This window comes from Bacillus sp. FSL L8-0199, from assembly GCF_038005705.1.
GTDB lineage: Bacteria > Bacillota > Bacilli > Bacillales > Bacillaceae_G > Bacillus_A > Bacillus_A cereus.
The window spans coordinates 553,473-574,324 of the sequence record NZ_JBBOTS010000001.1 but is presented as its reverse complement, the minus strand read 5'-3'; the positions used below and the strand labels follow the sequence as shown (position 1 = coordinate 574,324).

Below are 20,852 nucleotides of genomic sequence, written 5' to 3'. Positions count from 1 at the left end.
CCATTCATTATACTAAAAATATAAAGTGAAACTTTACTCAGTGGGGAACTACATCCCACGCTGATCGCATGTACTTGATATGTAGAGGAGAATGTGATATGAAACAAAACAAACGAGCTATGCTTTTAATATTTACTACAGCAATTGTAACTTCTGGGTTAGCAATTTTACCTTGGTTTATCATATAGGAATACTCCCCTAACAATGAAAAAAGCTGATTGCTCCTTAAGAAGCAATCAGCTTTTTTATATTATAAAATCCCCAAAATTTTATTTACGCAACTTATAATAATAATCATAGATACGGCAACACACATGACAACCGTATTACGATCTTGCTTTTCTTTTTTTGAAATTTCTTCTTTTGAATTCATGTGTATGATCTCCTTTAAAAAAAAGTGTGAGATAGGAAATTTTTCTTATCCGATGCGAGGTGAATACGAAAACCCTCTCTATCTCACATACACAATAGAATGGAATTGTCATTTTATAAATAAAATGACATGACGTTATGTCGCAACATAGGGTATTTTGTGTCGCTACGTTTTCTATTATAAAAAATAGTTGTGCAAAACTAGTGCATTTTTTATGTCAATTACTCTGAGCGAAAAATAACTCTTCCACTCAATCACATAAAAAGAGTTTTTTATTATTTTCATGTAAACTATACAAGTAGAATGAACAGTTTGGGGTGCACAAGATTATGGTAAAAATTTTATTAGTAGACGATGAAGAACGTATGTTACGATTATTAGATCTGTTCTTAAGCCCTCGCGGCTATTTTTGCATGAAAGCTACCTCTGGCCTTGAAGCACTAAATTTAATCGAACAAAAAGAATTCGATATTATTTTATTAGATGTTATGATGCCAAATATGGATGGATGGGATACTTGCTATCAAATTCGTCAAATTTCCAATGTTCCTATCATTATGTTAACAGCTCGTAATCAAAACTACGATATGGTGAAAGGCCTCACGATGGGCGCAGATGATTATATTACAAAACCATTTGATGAGCATGTATTAGTCGCACGAATCGAGGCTATATTACGCCGTACAAAAAAAGATGGCTTTGTTAGTTTCAATGGTATTGAGTGGGATAAAACGAAACATACTGTCACAGTTTATGATGAAAAAATCTCATTAACTCCTATCGAATTTTCGTTACTCGGACTATTTTTGCAAAATACAAACCGTGCTTATAGCCGAGATGATTTAATCGAAAAAATTTGGGGCTATGAAACAGATATCGAATATAGAACAATTGATTCACACATTCGTAATATCCGTGATAAACTACGCAAAAAAGGATTTCCAATTGAAGATTACTTAGAAACGGTCTATAAAGTCGGATATAAATGGAAAAGTGAATAATTACTTCGGTCAGTGGGAAATCGTATACCACTGACTCTTTATTATGAATAAGGTATGGTGAAAAAATGAGTAAACTTTCCCTTAAAATTGGGACATACTTTTTAATATTAGCTTTATGTATTGAAACAATTGCTTTCGTATCTTTTTATAAAAGCCTTTCAAAAATGCGTATTGTAGAGGAAACAGATGCTCTTTTAGAGAAAGGTAATCGCTATAGTAAAAAAATAAAAAGCCGCGAGAGACGGGATGAATATTATAAAGAAATGAAACACGCTGAACATAATAAAAGTCCTAAACGCCCTGTGTATCCTGAATTCGATATTACGAATGAGGCTGCACACTTAGTTGAATCGGAATCAATTTCTAACTCCGATATAGCTATCATTATTACTGACCATAACGGCAAAATTATTTCCACCTCAGAACCCGTAACAAAAGATATGCAAAAACAACTTACTTGTAAAACAGAAACTGTCCCAGACGGCGGATTGGTCGTTGAAAGGAACTGGAAAAAATCAAAGTTCATCACAACAGTAAGCCCACTTAACACAACAAAGTTTCAAGGAAAGCTATATATGCTATTAAAAACATCTTTCCTAGAAAATATGTTACTTAAACTCATGAACCAATTTCTTATCATTAGCGTTTTAACAATTATTTTAACAACAATTTCTGTCTTTGTTTTTTCACGCGTTATTACAGAACCACTTGTAAAAATGAAGAGAGCGACAGAAAAAATGTCAAAATTAAATAAGCCAATTCAATTAGGTATTAAACGGAATGATGAACTCGGAAGTTTAGCAAAAACAATTGAAGATTTATCGAGTGAACTTACGTATATGAAAAAAGAGCGCAATGAATTTCTCGCTAGTGTCGCTCATGAACTATTAACTCCATTGACCTATATGAAAGGTTATGCAAAGGTAGCAAAGAGAGACTCTTTAACAAAAGAGGAGCGAGAAGAATACTTACAAATCATTGAGGATGAAACGGATAGTGTAACCGATCTCGTCCAAGATTTATTTATGCTTGTACAATTAGAACAACACCAATTTGTTATAAAAAAACAAAAAGTGCTTCTTCAGCCATTTTTAGAACGAATGGTTGAAAAAACAAAAACAACATTAACGAATAAGCAAATGCAACTTCATGTATATTGCAAAGATGATTTAGAAGTTTGTATAGACGAAAGACGTATGGAACAAGTTATGTTAAATTTATTACACAACGCTTATCAACATTCGCCAGAAAACACATCCATTACGATACGTGTACTCATGGAAACAGATTCTTTTACAATAAGTGTACAAGATGAAGGTGAAGGTATTCCTGAAGAAGATATCCCGCATATTTTTGACCGTTTTTATCGTGTTGATAAATCTAGAACACGAGCTACAGGCGGAAAAGGCATCGGGCTAGCTGTTGCAAAGGAAATTGTAGAATTGCATAACGGTTCTATTCTAGTAACAAGCCAATTAGGAGCGGGAACAAACTTTATAATCGAGCTACCTTTTGAATAATATGCGTGTGAAAACACCAGTAGTAGTAAACACTACTGGTGTTATTTTGTTCATAAAAACAGCTCATATAAGCTAAGCTTTTGAAATTATTCTTATTTCAATATAAAATAAAGGTACATTTGCAAAGATTTGGAGGGTGATATAATTGGATATCCATGTATTAACAAAAGACGAAGCAGAAATTTACTTAGAACTTCGCGTAGAAGGATTAAAGCAAAACCCTGAAGCATTCAGCTCTTCTTATGAAGATATTATTAATAAAGAGTGTGCGATTGAATATAAAGCACAAAAATTAGCACAAGATGAAAACTATACGCTAGGTGCATTTAAAGATGGAAAATTAATCGGGGTTGCAACACTGGAAACGAAACCATATGTAAAACAAGAACATAAAGCTAAAATCGGTTCTGTATATGTATCTCCAAAAGCACGCGGACTTGGAGCAGGAAAAGCACTTATTAAAGAATGTCTTGAGCTTGCTAAATCTTTAGAAGTAGAACAAGTTATGCTTGATGTTGTTGTTGGCAACGATGGAGCGAAAAAACTTTATGAATCATTAGGTTTTAAAACATTCGGTGTACAAGAACGTTCATTAAAATATAACGGACAATATTGGGACGAAGAGCATATGGTCTTATTCTTAGATGAAAATAAATAATAAAAAACATCCTCATGTTTGGAGGATGTTTTTTACTTTCTTGTAAACCATGCCGTGTGTAATAATTGAATCGCTTTCGCAATCTCTTCCTCTGATAATATCGCAAACCCAAGTAAAACTACACTCTCAGGCGCCGTACCGTCTTTATAGTACGTAGACACAGGATATATTTTAATACTATATTTCGCAGCTTCTTGAATTAATTCTTCTTCCCGCATTCCATTATGCACTTTTAATAAAATGTGTAATCCGGAATCTTCTCCTATCACTTCAACACGATTAGAGAAATACTTCTCTATTTCAAAAACAAGTCTATCTCTCTTCTTTCGGTAGACAACACGCATTTTATGAATATGTTTTTCCCAATATCCTTCATTTAAAAATCTTCTAATCACTTCTTGATCTATTCTTGAAACACTTTGTGTATAAAATAAATATTGCTGTTGATACTTTTTAATTAATTTCTTCGGCAACACCATATAGCTCATCCGTAGCGATGGCAATAATGCTTTAGATAGCGTCCCCATATAAATAACTTTCCCCTCTGTATCTAACCCTTGCAGCGCCGGTATAGGCTTTCCAGAATAACGAAATTCACTATCGTAATCATCTTCAATAATATACCTGTTCTCTTCTTTCTTTGCCCATTGTAAAAGCTGCATCCTTCTCGTAATAGGCATAATCATTCCAGATGGAAACTGATGGGAAGGTGTAACAAATACAACATTCGCATTGCTATTTTCTAAATCTGCAATACAAATTCCATCTCTATCTAAAGATAACATTTTGACTCTTGCTTCTCCCTGTTCAAAAACAACCATCTTCCTATGATACCCTGGGTTTTCAACTGCATAATTGCTTTCCTTTAACAATTGAAACAATAGTTTCACTAATATTTGTGTTCCCGCTCCTAATACAATTTGACTAGCTGAACAACGCACACCTCTAGATTCATACAAATAATTTGTAATCTCTTCTCTTAAGCTTGCTTCCCCTTGAGGGTGTCCTAGAAAGAGAAGTTCGTTATTATGCGGTTGCCATACTTCATTTACAATTTTCCGATACATATTAAATGGAAAAGCATTTGCATCAATTCCTGTTTGTGTAAAGTCAAATTTATAACGCTTCTCCTGAAACGGGACTTCTTCTATCCTCTCTTCGCTATCCTCTACATGAACCATTTGCTCAATCTTGCATACAAAATAACCTTTTCTCGATATCGATTCAATATAACCTTCTGCAAGTAATTGTTCGTAGGCTGCCTCTACTGTATTTTTACTTACTTGTAAATGTATCGCTAACTTTCGCTTAGCCGGTAATTTCGTAAAAGGGACAATCGATCCATCTTTAATCTCTTTTTTTATATACTCATACAATTGCACATACAATGCCTTTTTACTATTCACATTTAAATTAGGCGTTAATTCTAACATAATATCTGACCCCTTAATAAAACTAAAATCTGATACTTTTTACAGTACCAGATTTTATATATAATTCCTTTTATCATGTCACACATCAAAAATCAAATACCGGAGAGGAGAAACATGATAATGAACAATGGTAGACGTATCGGACTCATTATGATTATTACAGGGGCTACATTATGGGGATTATCTGGTCCAATGATTCAGTGGCTATTTCAGCATACTAATGTATCCTCAATTGATTTTTTAACAATTCGATTGTTACTTGCAGGAATATTTATTTTGTCTTTCTTACTTATAAAGAAACAAAACATATTTCAAATTTGGAAACACCCTAGATATTCTATACAACTTATTATTTTCTCTATTCTCGGCATGCTTGGTGCGCAATACGCCTTTATCGAAACGGTTCATATTAGTAACGCGGTCACAGCAACGCTATTTCAATTTCTAGGTCCTGTTCTTATTACCATGTATGTTGCATTTGAACAAAGAAAATTCCCTGCTTCCATGCAACTATTCGCAATTATAGCCGCGCTAATAGGAACATACTTTATTATTACAAATGGCTCAATTGAAAATATTGTTTTATCTAAAGAAGCTATTATTTTTGGACTATTAACAGCAATTGGATTTGCATTTTATACCCTTCATCCAGCTTCGCTTATTAAAGCATGCGGAACAACTATAGTAATTGGTTGGGGGATGTTAATCGGAGGAATTGCACTACTTATTTATAATCATTCATTCGGGTGGAATCAATTTTCACAAACCTTTACACTAAAAACTTTTTCTATGCTTATTCTTATCATTATTAGTGGTACCCTTTCTTTCCTTCTGTATATCGGTAGTCTTAAATATTTAGCAGCAACAGAAACAAGCATTTTATCTAGCATTGAACCCCTTGTAGCTGCCATCGTTTCAATCACTTGGCTAAGTGAATCTTTTGGAGCATATCAATTATTAGGCGGCATATGTATCGTTCTATCCGTTATTTTTTTGACGATGCCCCAAAAAGAAACCGAACCAACCTATACAACGGAACAAATATAAAATGAAACTTTAATTAGTGGGGCTATCTCCCACTGATTATTAACCTACACCAATCGGGCTTTTACGGGATACAAAATGTCAAAAGAGGTCGTACAAAACTTACGACCTCTTTTGACATTTTAAAGGAATTGTCCCGCCTTCTAGCAAATACAATTACACTAACAATAAAAACTAGGAGTGTGGCACCATGAAAAAAATCGGAACTATGCTACTTCTCTCCTTCCTCATCACTGGATGCACACAAGCACAACCTGATTCAAAAGCATCTAAAACTGAAGCTGTCGCAACGTCCAATCAAGTGAACGCACCTTCCTTCTTTCATCTTAGTGTTTTAAAAGATGTAAATTGGGAAGAAGCACCCTCATTCATAGACGGAAAAATACCTTTAAAAGGCATCGAAGGAAAAATCGCAATGGCTGATAGTCCTATTATCGCAAATGAACAAAATGAAATAATGTGGTACTTTCTAGATTCTGAAATACCAACTGGAAAATTGTCTATTATTGCGCTAAAACAAGGATCTGTAACTCCAACACCAGTACTCTTTCAAAAAGAAATTTCCAAACAAACTTGGACTACTTCAAATACAATCAATTCTACTACAAGCGAACTCCCTCTCGCTATGTCACTACCTTCATCTGGATTATGGTTATTAAATATATATGTGAATGAAAAATATTATGATCAGTTTGTAATCACCGCTGAGTAAAGTGACAAAAATAAACAACTTTCTTACAACAATGTAATTTCTACGTCATGTACTTCGATAGTTGAATTATCTCTCTTCTCTTATACTTAAAGTAAGAAATAAACGAGGAGAGATGAGAGATGAAAAAAATGATAGAAGTAATCGTAGCAGTAACTGAGGTTTTAGTGAATGGTAAACAAGTTGCAATGGAATTAAATAAATAGTGAAGAAACATAAATAATTCTACACTTCTTCATTATTTTGATTTCTTATCTCAAAAAAGCAGTGCCTTTTAGGCACTGCTTTTAGCTATTAATAACGTGGTATTTTCGTAATTTGTGCCACGCCTGAATCAATAGCTGCTTTCGCTACTGCTTCCGCAACACTTGGAACAACTCTTTTATCTAATGGATTCGGGATTACATAATTCGCATTACGTTCTTCATCAGTAATGATGTTAGCGATCCCATATGCTGCCGCTAATTTCATCTCTTCTGTAATATCAGTTGCGCGCACATCTAACGCACCGCGGAATATTCCGGGAAACGCCAATACATTATTTACTTGATTCGCATAATCCGAGCGCCCAGTTCCTACTACGGCTGCCCCAGCCTCTAATGCATCCTCAGGGAAGATTTCTGGAATTGGATTCGCCATTGCAAACACAATTGCTTTCTCATTCATCGTCTGTACAAGTTCTTTCGTTAATACGTTAGGAGCAGATACGCCAATAAAAATATCAGCTTGGTTAATCGCTTCTTTTAACGTTCCACGCACATGTTCACGATTTGTCTTTTTTGAAACTTCAATTTGTGCTTCGTTCATCCATGTTTCACCTTCACAAACAATACCTTCTAGGCTAACTAGCGTAATGTGCTTTGCACCAGCCTTTAATAATAATTTTCCAATTGCAATTCCTGCCGAACCCGCACCGTTAATAACAATTTTCACATTATCCATTTGTTTGCTAACAACTTTTAATGCATTAATAACAGCTGCTAAAACGACAATAGCTGTTCCATGTTGATCATCATGGAATACAGGAATATTCGTTTCTTCTTTTAATCGTTTTTCAATTTCAAAACAACGCGGTGCTGCAATATCTTCTAAATTAATCCCTGCAAATGTAGGCTCTAAATTTTTTACAAGGGTAACGATTTCATCTACATCCGTTGTGCCTAAACATAATGGGAAAGCATCTACATTCGCAAACTTCTTAAACAAAATACTTTTTCCTTCCATAACAGGCATAGCCGCTTTCGGTCCAATGTTTCCTAAGCCGAGTACTGCTGTTCCATCTGAAACAACTGCCACCATATTGCCACGTGCTGTATAGTCATACACCGTTTCTTCATCTGCTGCAATTGCCTTACAAGACTCCGCTACACCTGGTGTATACGTCAGGCTTAAATCATCCGCTGAATTTACCTCAACTTTACTTGTAATTTCAATTTTCCCTACTAATTCTTTATGCAATAACAATGATCTTTCATTAATTTGATTTGCTAACATACTTATAATCTCCCCTTAATTTGACAAGCTAGCTATATGAATATAGCTAGCTTGTTTGATCATGAAAACATCTTTAATAATATTGTCGCCGTTACAACCATTGCTGCCCCGCCTAAACGAGTCGAAATTTGCGCGAACGGCATTAATTCCATACGATTTGAAGCCGATAAAATAGCAACATCTCCAGTTCCACCTAAACCGCTATGACATCCAGTTACAATCGCCGATTCAACTGGATACATCTTCATCACTTTCCCTACAAGAAAACCTGATGCTACCATTGTAAGAACAACCGATGCGCACACAACCACATATCCTACTGAAAGAACTGCTGCTACGTCTTTTAACGGAATATATAGCAATCCTAATCCAACCATTAAAGGCCAAGTTAAATTCTTCGAAATAAATTTATATAAATGGAATGCTCCTTGCTCCATTTTTGCTGGCATTAATTTAAAGTATTTCACAAGCGCTGCTGAGAAAATCATAATGATTGCCCCAGGAATACCGATGAACTTAGAAGCAAATCCTCCGAAGATGAAGAACGTACACGCAATTAATAAACCTGCTCCCATTAATGAGAAGTCAATTGGCTTCTCTGTATTTTGTTCTTTTAATAATTCTGCTTGATTGTCTGTTTTCACTAATACACCGTTACCACTAAGCTCCGGTTTCTTCTCACCTAAACGCTTCATATACCCTGCACTTACAATTGCGAACATATTTCCAATAATAGCTGCTGGAATAAGCTGTGATACAAACGTTGCTGATGATTCATTTAAAATATCACTATAAGCTAGCGACAATGGTAAAATCCCTTCCCCGATACCACCACTCACAATTGGTACGATGATAAAGAAGAATGTCTGCTTCATTTCAAATCCAAATAATGAACCGACCAATAATCCTACTGCTACAGAAGCTAACGTCCCTACTACTAAAGGAATAAACATGCGAACGAAACCTTGTACTAACACTTTACGGTTCATTCCTAAAATACTTCCGACTACTAAACAAGAAATATATAAATATAAAAAATTCGATTTTTTCATTAACATTGTCGCAGCTTCCATTGAAGCTGGATTCATCCAGTTAAAAAATACAAGTAATGATGGAATAAATAACGAAAGTATTGCTGGACCGCCGATATTTTTTAAAATTGGAATTCTCATCCCAATATCGCCTAAGAAAATCCCCATGATCATAATAACTGCAAATCCACCAATCATATCTGCTGGCAATTTATTATATACAGATGCCCCATAAATAATAGCAGCCAATACTACATATAACGGTAAAGGTATAACACCGATTTTTACATTCATAATTTTAGAAGCGAAAGATTCTCTTTGTACTTCATTTCCTTCAGAAAATGATACCGCTTCCACATTCTTTTGAATTCCCATATGGCACCCCCTCGTTTTCTTAATAACAATATTAAAACGCTTTCAATAGTAAAAATAGTTTTTGTAAGTTTTGTAATTGATTTTGTAATTAAAAAAAGTATAAGCGACTTATATTAAGTCGCTTATACGTAAAACTCTATTTTCTTTTGATCAACACATCTTAATTTACTTACAGGTCTTCCCACATGTTGGTACATCATTTCGTTTTCTAACACCCCAATGTCAGTCAGAAACATTACATATTTTCGAATAGAAACTCTTGAAATTCCAACTAATTGTGCCATTTCATCTGTTGTAAATACTCTTCCATTCAGAGACTCGATTTTCTGCCAAATTAATTGCAACGTTTGCTTCGTTAACCCTTTCGGAAGCTCTTTCGTGACAGTAGGCTCCCTTTTTTCTTTTTGTAAAATTAACGAATCTAATTCCGATTGACTAATTTTTTGTTGTTCTTTCATGAAAGTAAGTTTTTCTCGATATATAGTTAATGCCTCTTTAAATCGTTCAAATGTGAATGGTTTAATTAAATAATCTACAACTCCATATTGTAATGCTTTTTTAATACTTCCCATATCATGTACAGCTGAAATCATTATAATATCGCTTTCTTTTTCTTGGTTCCGGATATACATTAAAAGCTCAAACCCAGTCTCTTCAGGCATAAAAATATCAAGTAATACTAAATCTACTCGTAATTTCTCTAATATTTCTATCGCTGACTTTACTGAGTTAACTGCTTGAACAAGTTCAAATCCTCCTACTTGCTCTAAATAATGCGTATTTAACATTGCTACCATCGGGTCATCTTCTACAATTAAAACTTTAATCATATTTGCCTCTCATCCCTACCTTTAGGTATTTCAATCGTTATCGTTGTTCCCTTTCCTACTAATGAATGCATATGAATTTCCCCATTTATTCGCTGTATACTTTCTTTTACAAGATACAAACCATAACCGCGGTTATCTCCCTTTGTGGAATAACCTTTCGTAAATAATTCCTCTATTTCTTTTTCTTGTATACCTTTTCCCGTATCTTGCACTGTAATAGTTAGTATATCCCCATGTTGTATCTCAACTTCAACTTGCTTCTTTTCACAATTCGTAACTGCCTCTAATGCATTATCAATTAAATTTCCGACAATCGTAATAAGTTCATGAGTAATACTTTCATCATCTATTTCCGGCATGTAAGAGTCTTCACTTATGATTAATTTTATATTTTTCTCTCTAGCATAGCTGAGCTTACCTAGTAAAAAACCAGCAAATACTGGACTTTTTATTCTTTTCATAACTCCACCAATTTCATATTGATGCTCTGATACCATGCCGCTTATATACTTCTGTAATTCTTCATACTGTTTCATATGTGTAAGCCCTAATACGACATGCATCTTATTCATAAACTCATGAGATTGTGCCCGTAATGCTTCTGCATATAGTCTAATACCAGTTAGTTCCTCTGCTAGTTTTCTAATCTCTGTTTTATCACGAAATGTTGCAATTGCACCAACTATTTCTCCTTTTACATATAAAGGAACTCGATTCGTCACAATCGTAATTCCATAAATATTTTGTTCTTCGTTTAATTGTACTTCTCCCGTTTGCAATACTTCTTTTATACGTGAATTTGGCATATACAACTCAACATCTTTACCGATAAAATCTTCTTCAAGTCCGCTTTTTTTAAATAGACGTTTCGCTTCATTATTAATTAACGTTACTCTAGCCTCTTTATCTACAGCAATAATACCTTCCTTTACAGATTGTAGCATCGTATTTCTTTCTTCAAGAATTTTTGCTATCCTGTGCGGCTCAAGACCGAATAAACTTTTCTTTATATGTCTAGCTAGCAATATTGCTCCTATAATTCCGACTAATACACCCACTCCGACACCAATATAAATGATATGTCTACTTTCCTTAACTCTCTCTTTTACATTATCTGCTGAAATACCAACAGCCACTGCTCCAAGTTGTTCACCTGTTTCAGAAAATATTGGTACAAACACTCGCATGGAAATACCTAAAGTTCCTTCTGCTAACGATACATGTTCTTTTCCTTTCAATGCAGGCCCTTCATCTCCCCCAATAAAATGATGCCCTATTTTTTGAGGATTTGGATGTGACTTTCTTATTCCATTCATGTCCATAACTACAATAAATTGAACACCTGTGTTTTGTAATATTCTATTTGTATACGTTTGGATTGCAGAGGTATCTGCTTTCCCAACCAAACCATCGATTACAATCGAATCATTCGCCACAATGTGTGCAATTGTTTTTGCTTTCTCTGCTTGGCTATCCTCCGTCGTCCGTTCTACATTATGACTAATTAATATATCTGTCACAAGTAAAGAAAAAATTACAACTGTACAAACTAACAATGTAATCGTTTTCCATAAATTCCATAGTCTTTTTCTTTTTTTCATCCTGTTAATGACTCCCCTAATTGCTGAATAGAAAAATAAGTAAGGTGATATTATTTTCACCTTACTTATCTGCTGTTATTATACTTTAAATTTACTAGTCATCGCTTGTAGTTCTTCTGCCATCTCAGCTAAGTTTTGCGAAGCTGAACTAATTTCCTCCATGGAATTAACCTGTTCTTCTGTTGAAGCTGCAACACTTTGCATACTAGCTGTATTTTCTTCTGCAGCAGCTGCAATTTCATCAATAGCATTTGTCACTTCATTTGCATCTCCAGCAATTCTCTTCGTTGTTTCTACCATTTGATTAACTTGAGAAACAATATGTGTAGTAGAACTTAAAATTTCCGTAAAACTTACTTTCGTTTTTGTTACAACATCAAGGCCTTGTTGAACTTCTCCATTCACATTATCCATCGCCTTAACAGTATGTTCAATATCCGCCTTAATTTCTGCAATTAAATTTGCAATCTCTCCAGATGACTCTCCTGATTGCTCTGCTAATTTTCTAACCTCATCTGCTACAATAGCAAATCCTCGTCCCTGTTCACCTGCTCTTGCTGCTTCAATAGCCGCATTTAAAGCTAATAAGTTTGTTTGAGTTGCAATGTTTTGAATTGCTTCAGAAATAGCTCCTACTTGCTTTGATTTCTCATCAAGAAGTTTAATAATAGCATCTGACTCGGATACCGACCTAGAAATAGACTGCATTTGTTTTGCGGTTTGTTCAACTAAATCTTCTCCCTCTTCAGCTCTTTCACGGGCATGTAATGAGGAAATAGAAATTGACTCTGCGCTTCCAGTTACATCTTGAATTGCTGTATTTACTTGTTGTAATGTAGCAGCACCTTCTTCAACACCTTGACTTTGTGACTCAGCCCCACCTGATACTTGTTCCATCGCAATTGTAATTTGATCTGTCGCATCATTTGCTTGCTGTACGCTCGCTGTTAACTCTTCAGCCGATGCTGCAACATGTTCTGCTGAAAAGCTAATTTGGGTAATAACATCTTGTAAAGACGTAGACATTTCATTAAATGAATTCCCTAATTTCCCTATGTCATCCTTGGAATGGATTGTAATTTTCTCTGTTAAATCTCCCTTACTAATTTTATATGCCGATTCAGCTATTTTTCGTAATGGCCCTGTAATAGACTTTGTAATGAAATAAATTAATATACTACCAAATGCAATAGCAATAGCAATGACAATCAAAGTCTTATAAAACACTGGACTGGCAGCTTGGTTAATTTCTTCATCGAACATAACACCAACTACTTTCCAACCTGTTTTCTCATTTGTTGCAAAGATTAAATTCTTTTTATCATCTTGTTCTGTATAAGAGACATTTCCTTGTTTTTCTTCATAAATTGGTTTAATCCAAGGATCAGTAACTTTTGCACCTGGTTTTCTAGATGGATGACTAACAATTTGCTTATTTTGATCTAAAATAACTGCATAACCTTTTTCACCAATGTTAATCATTTTGGAAATTTTCAAGATGTTATCTAGATTTAAGTTAATTCCTATAACACCTTTACCATCTTTTACTTCTTTTGCAATTGTCACTACCATATTTTTTGTAGATGCTGATTGATATGGTGCAGTAACAATTACTTTCCCTTTATTTTCATGTGCTTCTTTATACCAAGATCTATCTGTTGGATTATACCCACCATCCATTTGGATAAATGGTTCTCTTATAAACTTTCCTGTCTCTGTTCCAATATAAATACCTTCTACTTCTGGATGAAGTTTTATATATTGCGCTAGCTTCGTTCTTACTATTTCTTCCTGTCCATTTGGATAGGTATCCTCTGTTAAGATGTCTGCAAAGTACGTCGCATCAACAAATTTCTCTTCTATATTTTGAGAAATAACAGTATTTAAAATCGAAATATTCTCCTTTGCTTTAGCTGTCATTTGATGTTCAAAATTTGTTTTGGCAGTTTGATATGAAACACCACCGATAATAATTCCTGGTATAGTTAAAATAATAAAAAATGAAATGATTAATTTTTTATTGATACTCATACATTTAACCCAGTTAAATATTTTTTGCATAATAAGCCTCCTTTATGTAATGTGGATACTTGTGTCATTTTATACAATTAACATGTATAAAACAATATATAATGATAACATGTAAATTTTTCGTCAATTATGCATTTTTACATATTCACTCCTTCTAAAGATGTAATCATAAAAAAATAAGAGAACTTCAGCTTATATAATAAGTTCAAGTTCTCTTATTTCGTAACAAAAAACCCCCACAAAAACTCCTCTTACAATTCCTTACATCTCTTTCCTTACTCATTCATTTAGAGCTTTTCACATAACTAATCGCCTGACTCCCCATTTGCATCCATGCCTTTTCAAAACTTTCTCTCGGTATTTTTACATCTAAACTTTCATTAAGAGGATCTCGAATATATACAAATTCCTTATCATATCCAATAAGCACTACACAATGTTCATTATACGTAATTGAAACATCTCCACTATTTGTTTCCCATGTAGTAAATTCATCTGCATCTAATGGTGCAAATGTTGCATTTGTGATCATGACTACCGGTTGTCCTGCTTTTACACTCTTATAAATTTCTTCTATATTCTTCCCTGTTAAGTCTACAGCTTTATTAGGTAAATATTTTTCCGCTAACTGAAAAAGTGGCCCATGATATACACCGTATCCTGATTCAGAAAATGTATAAATATTACCTACAAATCCTTCATTTGGATTCCCGCGCACACCATCATCTATAAAATCAACTTTTTTTATTTCATTTGCTAATGTCATCTTATCCACTGAAACACCAGCGTATTGTAACATCATCGCTAAGCTTGTCACTTCACAGCCTCGATCTAGCTCTGGTAGTTGCTGAATTAATGGTACACTTGATAAAATGACCTTTTCATCATTATTACTAAATTCCGGTTCTTTTCCGTTTTGTATATTGAAGAATGTCAACTTCTCCACATACTTTGTAACTCCATTTGTATATACACTCCATACCGCTATAGCTAGTAATGCTATACATATATACCACTTAAACCTCCGTATCACTCTCACGCCCTTTTTAGTTCGTTAAATAAGAATAAAATGCGTCAGCATCCGTTCGAATCACTGGTACAAAATTTAGTTCTTTTTCTCTCTCAGGTTGATCTTTTTTTATTTTTTCTGTTAGCTCTTGAATATTCATGTTCGCTTTGTCCATATTAAGCTCATCTGCCAATTGTAGCACCTTTTGTTCATTAATTTCTCTTAATACTTGATATATATCTTTCCCATACAAATCAATATGATATTTTTTTGCTTCTTCCTGCACTTTTTGTTCGTACACCTCTTGTGCTAATTCTTCAATTTCTTTTCCCTTTTGAGAAATGTCTAACTTCCCTGCTTCTTCTCTTACTTTCTTTCCATAGATTTCTTCTGCAATGTCCTCTATTTCTTTTCCATTTGTCGAAATACCTAATTTATCTGCTTCATCATTAATTTTAATCATATTAATTTGATTAATTAAATTTACAATTGATGTATTTTCTATAGATATGCCTAGTTTTAACGCTTCTTGCTTCACTTTTGTTTCATAGATTTCTTCTGACAACGCCCCAACATCTTTTCCTTCAATCGATATGCCTAACTGCTCTGCTTCCCTTCCTACTTCTGTTTCATGAATTTCTTTTTCTAGTGTAATTTGTTCTTTTCCTTCCGTTTCAATACCTAGTTTCTCTGCTTTTTCTTCTGTATGCACTGCATGTATCTTACCATTATTTAATTGTTCTTTACTGCGCTGCGTGTAATCAGTCTTTCCTTTTTGTGTTTCAGAAGGAGAGGCACCCCCTAATATACTTAAGCTCATTACTCCAATAGTGAATACCGTCATCATTTTCTTTTTCAAAATTAATTCCTCCCTCTTATACTTTCTTTCCCATCATTCCCCTAGTTTTTTTAATACTATACATACATCTCATCGCTGCTTGAGATAACATTATGATTGATAAACCCCACTCACATACACCTAGTCTCTTCTTCATGTAACGAACTTTCTTTATGCCATACATAATATAAATAGTTTCTTAACTTTACCTTAAAAAAAGACGACCTTGTGTAAAAACAAGGTCGTCTTTTTACTTATATTTTTTGGTTTTTAGGGAAAATCACTTCAAAACAAGTGCCATCTCCCCATTTGCTCTCTACTGATATTTTTCCGTAATGCTTTTCTACAATCCAATTTGCGATTGAAAGACCTAATCCAGCTCCTTCTGACGTACTTCTTGCTTTATCCCCTTGATAAAAACGATCAAATAATTTTGGAATATCTTCTTCTTTCACTCCTATCCCGTCATCTTTCACCTGTATACGAATTGAACTACTCGTTTGCGTGCAATCAATTTGAATATGCCCACCTTCATTTGTATACTTCATCGCATTATCTAACAGTATGACCATCATTTGATGAATCCGCTCTCTATCCCCCATAAAAGATACGTCACGTTCTACTTTTAGTATCATTTCTTTTTCTTGATAAGAAGCAATCTCCTTATATGGAGCTACTATTTCTTCTAACAATTTATCGAGTTCAAATATTTTCTTATCCATCTCAATTTGATTAGAATCAGAACGGGCTAGCAATAATAAATTACTAACTAGTTTTGATAAACGCCTACATTCTTTTGAAATTGTAGAAATATCCATCGCTTTTTCTTCTATCGTAGCGGATGGTGACTGAAATAACACATCCGTTTTTGATTGAATAACTGCAAGTGGTGTCCTTAGTTCATGTGATGCATCAGAAACGAATTGCTGCTGTTTCTCCCATGAATTTTGAATAGGTACGAGTGCCCTGCCAGCTAAGAAAAAGCCGATACCTATCGCACAGAGGCTTCCTATGCTACAACCTATAATAAGAATTAAAAATAAAGTATTTAACATTCCTTCTTCCGCTGTTATATCTCGCACGATTTGAACTATTTCTCCATCTTTTTGAAGCGAAAATGCTCTAAAATATCGTCCTTGTACTTTGATATCTTGTAACTCCCCTATTTTTTCCGGAGAAAACTTTTCCAAATTCTCTTCAAAAATAGAACGGAATTTACGGTTATCGCCCTCTATTTTCACTATTTTCCCATTCCAAGTTATTCTAGTTACTCGCGGATCTCCAATTTGGATATTCTCCATACGTTTTCTTGGTGGTATTTTAACATCTAATTTTTCTCTATACTGAGCCATCATTTTTATAGATTGATCCACTTCATTATAAATACGCTTATATGTGTATGAATAAATAATACTACCTAATATACCTATTAATAGGATAAATACTAATGAATTCACTATAGTCAAACGAATGCGTGTCTTCTGAAACATACTTCCCTTTTTCATTGTTCTTTTAATATATATCCAATACCTCGAACGGTTTGAATATCTTTCTGATAACCGAATGGTTCTAATTTTTTACGCAAATGATGCACATACACTTCCACAATGGCTACTGTCGTATCTGAATCAAATCCCCAAACACGATCAAAAATTTGTTCACGCATTAAAATCTTCCCGCTATTTTGAATGAGATACTCTAGCAGCTCATATTGTTTCAATGTCAACTTAATACTTTGTCCATCTACTTGAACGTCTTTATCTTTTCCGAACAATTCAATCCCTTTATAACGAATCGTTTGCTGCGTTGTTAAACTACCACTTCTGCGTAGTAAAGCGCGAATTCTCGCTTTTAATTCAGGGGCCTGGAATGGCTTAACGATATAGTCATCTCCACCAAAATCCAATCCCTTCACCCGATCTTCTAAAGAATCTCTCGCTGTCAAAAACAGGACTGGTGTTTCAATCTTTTCATCACGTATTTTTTGAATTACTTCAAATCCGTCCATCCCTGGCATCATCACATCCAGTAAAATTGCATCATATATATTTTGAAGAGCTAAAAACAATCCATCTTCTCCATTTATTGCCGTATCTACTTCAAATTCATCACGCAAAATTTGTACGATAGACTCTAATAACGAGGCATTATCTTCTACTACAAGTAAGCGCATGCTCTCACCTTCCATCAAATAGTTCAATTCTATTTATTATTACATTTCTTCTCTTCATAACAAAAGAATGTAGTTACATTACGTTTCATTTTTAACTATTTCCTTCTAAAATTTTGAAGTTTTATTATAAAAACTTTGTCTTAAATTTAGCTTAATAAAAAATTGAAAGAAATAAGATTCCTCTTATCTCTTTCAATTTTTTATTACATATACCTTTTTACTCGGCAATTCCAAACAATTTAGCTGACCACCGTACACAGCCCCGCCATCAATTCCAATAATACGATTACTACCAAAATACACTCCGCAATCCTCACTACCATGAAGCGTTTTTGTTTCCGTATGCCCAAATACAACAACCTTTTCACCGCTATATCCATTATGAAATTCATTACGGATCCACATTAACGTATATGGTTCAGATTCAGAAACTCGTTTCATCGGTTCAACCCCAGCATGTACAAATATATACTCTTCTGTTTCAATGTAATGATCTAATTCTTGAATAAACTTTATATGTTCCTCTAATACACGAGAGTGTAAAATCGGTTTTTGGAAGTCTTTGTCATTAACCGCAATATCCTCTTCTACAAATCCATAGCTATATAATGTCTTATCTCCACCATTTCTTTTTACCCAATGGTTCCATGAACGTTCCTCATTTGTCGTTAACGCCTTAATCATCATATCTTCATGATTTCCCTTTAAAATGAGTGCTCCCTCTTCTTTCAATTCTCTTACCTTTTCAATTACAGCACGCGCATTTGGACCACGATCTACATAATCTCCCAGTAAGATTAATTGATCCTGTTTCGCATCATATTGTGCTTCTTCCAATAACTGTTCGAACTTTTCTATCTCTCCATGAATATCACTAATAACAAGAATTCTTTTCATATTATCCCCCCCCTCTTTCTAATTATAGTTCAAAACAACAGAAACTTCCGAATCTTAATCTTAAATCAAATTTATCCCGCATTAACGGGCAGTAAGCCCCCCACTGATTACAGTTTCACTTTATTACAAACTAAACTATTATCCTTACAACAATGTAAGTCTCTTGTCATCCAATTCGATAGTTGTAATTACTGTATTTCCTTATACTGAGAGTAAGAAATGAAACAAAAAATAAGGAGAGATGAGCGATGAAAAAAGTAATGGAAGTTGTAGTAGCGGTAGTAGAGGTTTTCGTAAATGGTAAACAAGTGGCAATGGAGTTAAATAAATAATGAAAAGGACAACATTCACTCTAGACCCTTTACTCATATAAAAGAGATAAGACTTCATCATTTCTTTGATCCCTTATCTCCCTATAAAGAAAGCCGTATCCCTTTTAAGGATACGGCTTTCTCTTATTTTTGACTCGTACGAGCTGAAATGCTAATTGCTCTATCTGTTGCTTTGGCAGCTTCATCTAACGCTTCTTTACTATTCTTCCCGTCATACATCGCTTCTAATGCTTTTACAACTGCATCTCTTGATTCTGGAAATACACTAATTAAAGCACCTTGTGTTGCTGGAGATTGCTTCGTTGCTTGCAGTTGATCTACTGTTACTTTCAACTGTGGGTATTTTTCATATTGCTCTTTTACTAATGGCTCATTATATGCATCTGGATTAATTGAGAAATAGCCTGTTGCAGTATGCCATTTTGCTTGTACGTCTGGCTTCGTTAAATATTTCATAAAGTCCCAAGCACCTTGTTGCGTTTCTTCTGAAACCATATTCGTCATCCATAACGATGCTCCACCAATAACAACACCATTTTGTTTCGAATCCTCTGGATACGGAATATATGAAACACCTACATTAAACTTAGATGCATCAATTAAATCACGAACACCTGCTGAAGAATCTAAATACATAGCAACTTGTCCAGACTGGAACGCGGCACGAATATCATCCCAACTTGCTCCATACTTTCCAAGTGCGCCAGCTTTATTTAAATCATCTAACATTCCAAATACTTTCTGTCCTTCTTTACCGTTAAATACCGCCTTCTTTGCAGCATCCTTACGGCCGTTTTCGTTATCTACATATAAAGCACCTTGTGTCGCTAACAATTCTTCAAAGAACCAACCATAGTTAAGCATGGAGAATCCATATTGTTTTACATTTCCGCCTTCTTTAATGGTTAACTTTTTCGCTGCTTCTTGTAATTCCGCATATGTTTTCGGAGCTTTCTCTGGATCTAAGCCCGCCTTTGCGAAAGCATCTTTATTATAAATTAATACTGGTGTAGATGAATTAAATGGCATAGAATACATTTTTCCATCAACTGAATAATAATTTGTAATTGCTTTTTCTAATTTTGACGTATCGTACTTATCTTTTTTTATCCAGCTATCAATTGGTGTGATTTTTTTACTATCAATCATATATTTCGTTGTAATTTCACTTGATTGAACAAGAGCTGGCGCTTCTTTCGTTGCAGACATCGTTCTAAATTTCGTTAAAGACTCTTCATATGTTCCTTGGAACTCTGCCTTTATCTCATATTTATTTTGCGACTTATTATAGTCTGCAACAAGACCATCTAGTACTCCTTGTGTTTTTCCACCCATCGCATGCCAGAAGCGAATTACAGTTTTATCACCATTTTTTTCAACTGGTGCTACTTTTGCCTGTGCTTCAGGTTTTCCTTCTGTTTTACTATTTGAACAAGCGGCACTAGATAATGCCATTGTTGCTACCATTAATAGAGCAGCACCTTTTTTAACTAGACTCATTTA

The 20,852-nt window shown here is 34.4% G+C and carries 18 protein-coding genes and 1 pseudogene; 5 read left to right on the top strand and 14 right to left on the bottom strand.

Translation table 11 applies throughout. From position 1 onward, the window contains the following. Window positions 1-250: 250 nt before the first annotated feature. On the bottom strand, window positions 251-373 hold the full coding sequence (locus NST86_RS02975) for a hypothetical protein (protein ID WP_001085005.1): 123 nt from the start codon (window positions 371-373) through the stop codon (window positions 251-253). A gap of 329 nt (window positions 374-702) precedes the next feature. On the opposite strand from NST86_RS02975, the gene NST86_RS02970 reads away from it, so the two are divergent. The 3 genes from NST86_RS02970 (at window position 703) to NST86_RS02960 (ending at window position 3,552) form a co-directional block, all read left to right on the top strand. Next, window positions 703-1,374 (top strand): response regulator transcription factor, encoded by a 672-nt coding sequence (locus NST86_RS02970; protein ID WP_000238959.1) that lies wholly within the window; start codon window positions 703-705, stop codon window positions 1,372-1,374. A 65-nt stretch (window positions 1,375-1,439) separates the two neighbouring features. After that, a complete protein-coding gene (locus tag NST86_RS02965; protein ID WP_000041026.1) occupies window positions 1,440-2,894 on the top strand; it encodes a HAMP domain-containing sensor histidine kinase in 1,455 nt (484 codons plus the stop codon). A gap of 145 nt (window positions 2,895-3,039) precedes the next feature. Further along, window positions 3,040-3,552, top strand: a complete 513-nt coding sequence (locus tag NST86_RS02960) for a GNAT family N-acetyltransferase (protein ID WP_000351212.1) — start codon at window positions 3,040-3,042, stop codon at window positions 3,550-3,552. Between the two features lie 32 nt (window positions 3,553-3,584). Here NST86_RS02960 and pdxR read toward each other — a convergent pair whose 3' ends face one another. After that, complete coding sequence (pdxR, locus tag NST86_RS02955; RefSeq protein ID WP_086423299.1) at window positions 3,585-4,985, bottom strand: MocR-like pyridoxine biosynthesis transcription factor PdxR; 1,401 nt, start codon at window positions 4,983-4,985, stop codon at window positions 3,585-3,587. Between the two features lie 120 nt (window positions 4,986-5,105). Here pdxR and NST86_RS02950 point away from each other — a divergent pair, with 120 nt between their 5' ends. Together NST86_RS02950 and NST86_RS02945 are read left to right on the top strand one after the other, a co-directional pair. Continuing rightward, a complete protein-coding gene (locus NST86_RS02950) occupies window positions 5,106-6,032 on the top strand; it encodes a DMT family transporter (protein ID WP_001059051.1) in 927 nt (308 codons plus the stop codon). Between the two features lie 187 nt (window positions 6,033-6,219). Beyond that, entirely contained in the window at window positions 6,220-6,741 is a 522-nt protein-coding gene (locus NST86_RS02945) for a DUF4871 domain-containing protein (RefSeq protein ID WP_000719682.1), read from the top strand. Window positions 6,742-7,032: 291 nt separating this feature from the next. Here the strand turns inward: NST86_RS02945 and NST86_RS02940 are convergent, their stop codons facing one another. From NST86_RS02940 to NST86_RS02890, 12 genes and pseudogenes are all read right to left on the bottom strand, one after another. Next, window positions 7,033-8,232 (bottom strand): NAD(P)-dependent malic enzyme, encoded by a 1,200-nt coding sequence (locus tag NST86_RS02940; protein WP_000880782.1) that lies wholly within the window; start codon window positions 8,230-8,232, stop codon window positions 7,033-7,035. Window positions 8,233-8,291: 59 nt separating this feature from the next. Next, complete coding sequence (locus tag NST86_RS02935; RefSeq protein ID WP_000512725.1) at window positions 8,292-9,638, bottom strand: 2-hydroxycarboxylate transporter family protein; 1,347 nt, start codon at window positions 9,636-9,638, stop codon at window positions 8,292-8,294. 122 nt (window positions 9,639-9,760) lie between these two features. Beyond that, window positions 9,761-10,468, bottom strand: a complete 708-nt coding sequence (locus NST86_RS02930) for a response regulator (RefSeq protein ID WP_086423300.1) — start codon at window positions 10,466-10,468, stop codon at window positions 9,761-9,763. After that, complete coding sequence (locus NST86_RS02925; protein ID WP_000746420.1) at window positions 10,465-12,069, bottom strand: sensor histidine kinase; 1,605 nt, start codon at window positions 12,067-12,069, stop codon at window positions 10,465-10,467. Before NST86_RS02925 ends, NST86_RS02930 begins: the two co-directional genes overlap by 4 nt. Window positions 12,070-12,147: 78 nt before the next feature. Then, window positions 12,148-12,966, bottom strand: coding sequence for a methyl-accepting chemotaxis protein (locus NST86_RS34790; RefSeq protein ID WP_432804035.1), 819 nt, complete (start codon window positions 12,964-12,966; stop codon window positions 12,148-12,150). 120 nt (window positions 12,967-13,086) lie between these two features. Beyond that, window positions 13,087-13,989: pseudogene (locus NST86_RS34785) on the bottom strand (HAMP domain-containing protein); the annotation flags it as partial. 394 nt (window positions 13,990-14,383) lie between these two features. Continuing rightward, window positions 14,384-15,133, bottom strand: coding sequence for a C39 family peptidase (locus NST86_RS02915; protein WP_002004381.1), 750 nt, complete (start codon window positions 15,131-15,133; stop codon window positions 14,384-14,386). Window positions 15,134-15,146: 13 nt separating this feature from the next. Further along, window positions 15,147-15,968 carry a hypothetical protein gene (locus tag NST86_RS02910; RefSeq protein WP_000728583.1) on the bottom strand — a complete coding sequence of 274 codons (822 nt, stop codon included), beginning with the start codon at window positions 15,966-15,968 and terminating at the stop codon, window positions 15,147-15,149. A gap of 233 nt (window positions 15,969-16,201) precedes the next feature. After that, the gene (locus NST86_RS02905; RefSeq protein ID WP_082186567.1) at window positions 16,202-17,452 is read right to left on the bottom strand and encodes a sensor histidine kinase; all 1,251 of its coding nucleotides are present in this window, start codon (window positions 17,450-17,452) and stop codon (window positions 16,202-16,204) included. Then, entirely contained in the window at window positions 17,449-18,120 is a 672-nt protein-coding gene (locus NST86_RS02900; RefSeq protein ID WP_001238623.1) for a response regulator transcription factor, read from the bottom strand. Before NST86_RS02900 ends, NST86_RS02905 begins: the two co-directional genes overlap by 4 nt. A gap of 192 nt (window positions 18,121-18,312) precedes the next feature. Then, window positions 18,313-19,017 (bottom strand): metallophosphoesterase family protein, encoded by a 705-nt coding sequence (locus NST86_RS02895; protein ID WP_000821967.1) that lies wholly within the window; start codon window positions 19,015-19,017, stop codon window positions 18,313-18,315. Between the two features lie 455 nt (window positions 19,018-19,472). Continuing rightward, window positions 19,473-20,849: an ABC transporter substrate-binding protein gene (locus NST86_RS02890; RefSeq protein WP_000060602.1), complete on the bottom strand. Its 1,377-nt coding sequence runs from the start codon at window positions 20,847-20,849 to the stop codon at window positions 19,473-19,475. Window positions 20,850-20,852 lie beyond the last annotated feature (3 nt).

Coding starts and splice junctions, on each gene's coding strand:
- NST86_RS02975 (WP_001085005.1), bottom strand. CDS start 373: ATGAATTCAAAAGAAGAAATTTCAAAAAAAGAAAAGCAAGATCGTAAT.
- NST86_RS02970 (WP_000238959.1), top strand. CDS start 703: ATGGTAAAAATTTTATTAGTAGACGATGAAGAACGTATGTTACGATTA.
- NST86_RS02965 (WP_000041026.1), top strand. CDS start 1,440: ATGAGTAAACTTTCCCTTAAAATTGGGACATACTTTTTAATATTAGCT.
- pdxR (WP_086423299.1), bottom strand. CDS start 4,985: ATGTTAGAATTAACGCCTAATTTAAATGTGAATAGTAAAAAGGCATTG.
- NST86_RS02950 (WP_001059051.1), top strand. CDS start 5,106: ATGAACAATGGTAGACGTATCGGACTCATTATGATTATTACAGGGGCT.
- NST86_RS02945 (WP_000719682.1), top strand. CDS start 6,220: ATGAAAAAAATCGGAACTATGCTACTTCTCTCCTTCCTCATCACTGGA.
- NST86_RS02940 (WP_000880782.1), bottom strand. CDS start 8,232: ATGTTAGCAAATCAAATTAATGAAAGATCATTGTTATTGCATAAAGAA.
- NST86_RS02935 (WP_000512725.1), bottom strand. CDS start 9,638: ATGGGAATTCAAAAGAATGTGGAAGCGGTATCATTTTCTGAAGGAAAT.
- NST86_RS02930 (WP_086423300.1), bottom strand. CDS start 10,468: ATGATTAAAGTTTTAATTGTAGAAGATGACCCGATGGTAGCAATGTTA.
- NST86_RS02925 (WP_000746420.1), bottom strand. CDS start 12,069: ATGAAAAAAAGAAAAAGACTATGGAATTTATGGAAAACGATTACATTG.
- NST86_RS34790 (WP_432804035.1), bottom strand. CDS start 12,966: ATGGAACAAGTATCAGGTGGGGCTGAGTCACAAAGTCAAGGTGTTGAA.
- NST86_RS02905 (WP_082186567.1), bottom strand. CDS start 17,452: ATGAAAAAGGGAAGTATGTTTCAGAAGACACGCATTCGTTTGACTATA.
- NST86_RS02900 (WP_001238623.1), bottom strand. CDS start 18,120: ATGCGCTTACTTGTAGTAGAAGATAATGCCTCGTTATTAGAGTCTATC.
- NST86_RS02895 (WP_000821967.1), bottom strand. CDS start 19,017: ATGAAAAGAATTCTTGTTATTAGTGATATTCATGGAGAGATAGAAAAG.
- NST86_RS02890 (WP_000060602.1), bottom strand. CDS start 20,849: ATGAGTCTAGTTAAAAAAGGTGCTGCTCTATTAATGGTAGCAACAATG.